Here is a 4,660-nt window from a genome sequence, read left to right as displayed (position 1 = left end):
CTGTTAAAGTCCGATGTTAGTGCAAGAAAATAGGATTGGGACTTTCAAAAACCTTGCATTATCCTTCTTGTAGTACATCGCTTGGTACAAAAAACAAGGGCAACAAAGCCTGAAACGACCGGCTCCTGACTCCTGACTCCTACCCCCAGGAAAAACTTTTTCAGCAGACCCTATTTAGACCTCTCAAGCTGGAACTAGGGTGAAATGGGCAGTTTGACGGTAAAGCTTGTTCCCTTATCCACTTGGCTATCTAGGGCGATTTCGCCGCGGTGGAGTTCGACGCATTTTTTAACCACTGCTAACCCCAATCCCGTGCCGATAATATTTTCCACATTCTGACCCCGATAAAAGGGTTCATAGATCTTACCTCTATCTTCCTCGGCAATGCCGATACCGTGATCCCGGACTTGAAAAACAATGCGATCGCTATCTTTCCCCAAAATCAAACTAATCCCTGCTCCTGTGGGGGAATATTTAATCGCATTTAAGAGTAAATTACTTAAAATCGAGTAGAGCAGTTTCTCATCTAGATAGGGACGAATCATCAATCCCTGACTGACAAATTTAATCGGCGTATTATTTTTATTGATAAATTGAAAATCCTCGACTAAATTTAAACAAAAAGCTTCAATATCGAGCGGCTCTAGCCGACAACTGAGATTACCAGATTCTGCCCTTGTTAAAATCAAAATATCTGTTAAGAATTGATTCATTAGCTTGACAGAAGACTGGATTCTATATAGGTTTTTTCTGCTCGACTGTTCTGCATCTTTTAAGCCATTTTCTAATAACTGCGAGGCGGAAAGAATCACGGTTAAAGGAGTTCGGAATTCATGGGATATCATAGAAAAAAGCTGAATTTTTAGATCGGAAAGTTCTTTTTCCTGTAGTAATAACCGGTGAATTTCATCACTTTTTTGTCGCCGTTTCTCTTGCCAAAAAATCAAAAAATAAACTCCGCAAATAATCCCAAAACTGATAAAAGTTCCCAGTAAACCCAAAAGAGAATTTTCGCTGATACTATCCCTAGAACTAGCGATGCTACTTCTTAAATTCCTTTTCTGACTAGCTTGTAAATAGGTAAGAAGATTTTGAAACTTATCCCGGACTTCGACACTTTTAACCGTGATTGCATCTTGAGAAATATCATCGGATCGATCGGATTTATAGGTGGCGATCGATTGATTAAATAAAGTAATTCGCCGATACATTAAATCCCCGATCTCAGTCACCATTTCCCGCTCGAAATCCGTGCCGTTTTCTAATTGTTTAGCCAGGAGTTGCCAGTTAGATTGCATCAAAGCGATCGCCCGACGATGACGGCTTAATTCCCTAGGGCTGCCAGTTGTGATATAACCCCGTCTTCCCGATTCGGCCACCGCCATGTTAGCGTAAAGATTACTGAGATTATCGATGATCTCGTAGGTAACTTCCACCTCGGCAGCGCGCTGACGCAGGGCGAGGGTATTGCGATAGGAAACTAGGCTAATAGTTCCCATCAGTAAAACAGTTAGCCCGAAACCCCCCGCGATCCATTTTCCTTGTTTGAGCCAATTCATCAGGAGTTAACCGACGCTATTTCCAGCTTACTCTATCTAAATGGAGCAAGAGGACTCCCGTTAAATTTCTCCTTAATTAAAAATATACCAGAAATTAACGGGAGATGAATTGCCCCCAGAATCTAAACTAACGCGACAGCGTTTCCTAATAAGGAAAGGCTTGATTCTTAAGGTATGTATGAGCTTGACATATTTAAGCGGTAAGTGTTATACTGAAAAGATAGCACAGATGGGGTCAGGCTGATGTTAAATGTTTTAAAAGTGAGAATATACCCAAACAAAAAACAGGAACTAGCCTTAGCTAAAAACTTTGGTTGCGTCCGTTTTGTTTGGAATTACTACTTAAATAAAACTAACAATCAGTACCTAGAGACTGGTAAAGGAATGACCTACTGTGACATGGCAAAAGACCTTACCAAACTCAAGAAACAGCTGGATTTTGAATGGTTAGCTGAGGCTACTGCCGCTACCTTGCAGCAATCATTGAAAAACTTAGAATCTGCTTTTAAGAACTTCTTCTCAAAAAGAACAAAATTCCCTAAATTTAAAAGTAAGCACAAAAAACAATCAATCCGTTATCCTGAAAGTTGTTCAATTAGAAATAAGGGAATTAAGCTACCTAAATTAGGGGTTATAAAAGCTAAGATTTCTCAAGTAATAAATGGTAAGATTAAATCCGTAACTGTTTCTAAAACCAGTACAGATAAATATTTTGCTGCCATCTTGTTTGAGATGGATGACTCAACAACCATTGAAAAACTAAAAATATCAGGGATAGACCTAGGTTTATCTTCTTTAGTTACGGTTTTTGATGGTGAAACAACCTACAAGATTGACCCAATCAAACCTACCAGAAAATATGCTAAACGTTTAAAGCGGAGACAACAAGCATTGTCTCGTAAAGCCAAGGGGTCTAATAATCGCCAAAAAGCCATTAAGGAGGTAGCCAAGGTTCACGAAAAGATAGCAAATACTAGACAGGATTTTCTTCATAAACTCTCCAGAAAGTTATGCGATGAAAACCAAATCGTTGTAGCCGAGAATCTGAATATTAAAGGGTTAGCAAGGACTAAATTAGCCAAATCAATACATGACGCTGGATATTTTGGTATGTTGCTTAATTTCTTGGACTACAAGCTAAAAAGAGAGGGAGGAAAACTTGTAGAAGTTGACAGGTTTTATCCGAGTACAAAACTCTGTTCTTGCTGTGGATTTAAAAATGATTTATTGACTCTCAGTATTCGTGAATGGATTTGTCCAGAATGTAAGACGCAGCACGATAGAGATGAAAACGCCGCCAAGAATGTAAGGGAAGAAGGTATGAGAATACTGTCAACAAATACCGATGGACAGTCGGAATTTCAAGCTTGGGGAGAAACTGTAAGACTCGTTGGTACTTGTACCGAAAAGCGGGTTTGGGGTGAATCAAGAATCCCCCGTCACAGCGTCAGCTTAACGGCGGGAGTGTCAAGTCTAGACCATGCGAATTTTAGTAGTAGAAGATGATATGCAACTAGCCGAGATTTTGCGAGAGGCATTGAGCGAGCGACAATACGTTGTCGATGTGGCTAGAGACGGAGAAGAAGGCTGGAATTGGCTAGAATTAGGCAAATATGACCTTTTAGTTCTCGATGTCACCCTGCCCAAATTAAGCGGAACTTTGCTCTGTCAACGTCTGCGACGAGCGGAATCCCATCATCCCGTCTCTGCTAATGCCACCGTTCCCGTCCTATTATTAACCGCAAGGGATACGGTAATCGATAAAATTGACGGATTAGACGCAGGGGCCGATGATTATGTCACTAAACCCTTCGATTTGGGCGAATTAATGGCGCGGATTCGGGCCTTGATCCGACGTGGCAGCAGTACCAGCAGTGTTTTATTATCTTGGGGGGGGTTGCAGTTAAATCCCAGTACCCACGAGGCCAGTTATAACGGTCAACTTCTTTCCCTCACCCCCAAGGAATTCGCTCTCTTAGAATTACTTGTTACCCATGGGCGCCGGGTCTTAAGTCGATCGGGTATTATTGAGCGAGTTTGGTCTTTGGACGATTCTCCGGCCGAGGAAACCGTTACTTCCCATATTCGCGGTCTTCGTCACAAGCTAAAATCCCTCGGTGCGCCGGAAGACTTTATTGAAACCGTTCACGGTCTCGGTTATCGTTTAAAGTAATATCTGCCTTGGGACAGTAGACAAAATCATTTCTGCACGAAATCTGCACGAAGTTTGCAGAGGGTTTCCATAATCACCCGTTAAATTAGAAAGTTAGACAGGTGCAGGGCTTCTAGACAATCAGATCGGTCAAACCTGTGACTCTCCTCTCCTAAAAGGGGCTGCTTGAAATGATTTATACGCGATTTGACTATCACGGCTGGCAGATTGAATTGATCCTAGAAATGCAGGGTTATTCTTTTCAATGTTGGCGAGTGGATGGCAGGGAAGGAATTAGCGATTGCCTAGTTTATGCCACCTCTGAACAAGCTTTAGCGGCTGCCCGACACCGGGCGGATCTAGAGTCCGCTTGTCTTGCCCTACTGCGATTTCTCAATGATATCGGCGGCCGGAATTATTATCTCAGCCGCGATGATCGCGATGCTCTTAGCCAGTCAATTTTAGAATACGCCCGTCTGGGTGGTGTTTCCTAATTTCTTCCCCGGAAGTTTTCCCCTGATTGAGAATCATTCTCGCTCCGATTTTTTTCAGGCCACTTTCGGCAATAAAATCGTGACAGTGGTTCCATTCCAGGGGATACTAGCGATTTCGATCGAGCTACCGTGTAGTTCCACGCATTTCTGCACTACCACCAAACCCAACCCTGTCCCGGCGATGTGACGGACATTTTTATATAGGGTTTGCGGCAAAAAGTTTTTCCTGGGGGCAGGGTGTGGGGTGTGGGGTGTGGGGTGTGGGGTTTTACCAGTTTTGAGGTGGCCAATTACCTAATTTTCAGGGAAAAAGTGGCTCTTCGGTTTGTGTTATGCAATGGACGGGGGTTATAAGGGATGTAACCCTTATATAGAAAGGCATTTAGCGATTTTTGACAATTGTTTTTGATCTAGAGCGAACTAATCCATTAAGTCTCTTACCAGATAAGGATTTA

At 42.4% G+C, this 4,660-nt stretch carries 5 protein-coding genes; 3 read left to right on the top strand and 2 right to left on the bottom strand.

Annotation, left to right across the window (positions count from 1 at the left end; translation table 11 throughout):
* Nucleotides 1–194 precede the first annotated feature (194 nt).
* Entirely contained in the window at nucleotides 195–1,559 is a 1,365-nt protein-coding gene (locus tag O9290_RS02565; protein WP_288058256.1) for a sensor histidine kinase, read from the bottom strand.
* A gap of 243 nt (nucleotides 1,560–1,802) precedes the next feature.
* Between O9290_RS02565 and O9290_RS02560 the strand changes: the two genes are divergently transcribed.
* From O9290_RS02560 to O9290_RS02550, 3 genes are all read left to right on the top strand, one after another.
* A complete protein-coding gene (locus O9290_RS02560; RefSeq protein ID WP_288086649.1) occupies nucleotides 1,803–3,065 on the top strand; it encodes an RNA-guided endonuclease InsQ/TnpB family protein in 1,263 nt (420 codons plus the stop codon).
* Complete coding sequence (locus tag O9290_RS02555) at nucleotides 3,040–3,732, top strand: response regulator transcription factor (protein WP_002758477.1); 693 nt, start codon at nucleotides 3,040–3,042, stop codon at nucleotides 3,730–3,732. The genes O9290_RS02560 and O9290_RS02555 overlap by 26 nt, the downstream gene beginning before the upstream one ends.
* A gap of 170 nt (nucleotides 3,733–3,902) precedes the next feature.
* Nucleotides 3,903–4,205, top strand: a complete 303-nt coding sequence (locus tag O9290_RS02550) for a hypothetical protein (RefSeq protein ID WP_288026047.1) — start codon at nucleotides 3,903–3,905, stop codon at nucleotides 4,203–4,205.
* A 54-nt stretch (nucleotides 4,206–4,259) separates the two neighbouring features.
* On the opposite strand, the gene O9290_RS02545 is transcribed toward O9290_RS02550, so the two are convergent.
* Complete coding sequence (locus O9290_RS02545) at nucleotides 4,260–4,421, bottom strand: ATP-binding protein (RefSeq protein ID WP_288058725.1); 162 nt, start codon at nucleotides 4,419–4,421, stop codon at nucleotides 4,260–4,262.
* Nucleotides 4,422–4,660: the final 239 nt, after the last annotated feature.

Source organism: Microcystis sp. LE19-41.2A, assembly GCF_027530405.1.
Lineage (GTDB): Bacteria > Cyanobacteriota > Cyanobacteriia > Cyanobacteriales > Microcystaceae > Microcystis > Microcystis aeruginosa.
Note: the sequence above shows the minus strand (reverse complement) of the source record. Positions and strands in the feature narration are given on the sequence as shown.

What these genes read in the sequence shown, in the direction of transcription:
- O9290_RS02565 (WP_288058256.1), bottom strand. Translation starts at nt 1,559, where the DNA reads ATGAATTGGCTCAAACAAGGAAAATGGATCGCGGGGGGTTTCGGGCTA.
- O9290_RS02560 (WP_288086649.1), top strand. Translation starts at nt 1,803, where the DNA reads ATGTTAAATGTTTTAAAAGTGAGAATATACCCAAACAAAAAACAGGAA.
- O9290_RS02555 (WP_002758477.1), top strand. Translation starts at nt 3,040, where the DNA reads ATGCGAATTTTAGTAGTAGAAGATGATATGCAACTAGCCGAGATTTTG.
- O9290_RS02550 (WP_288026047.1), top strand. Translation starts at nt 3,903, where the DNA reads ATGATTTATACGCGATTTGACTATCACGGCTGGCAGATTGAATTGATC.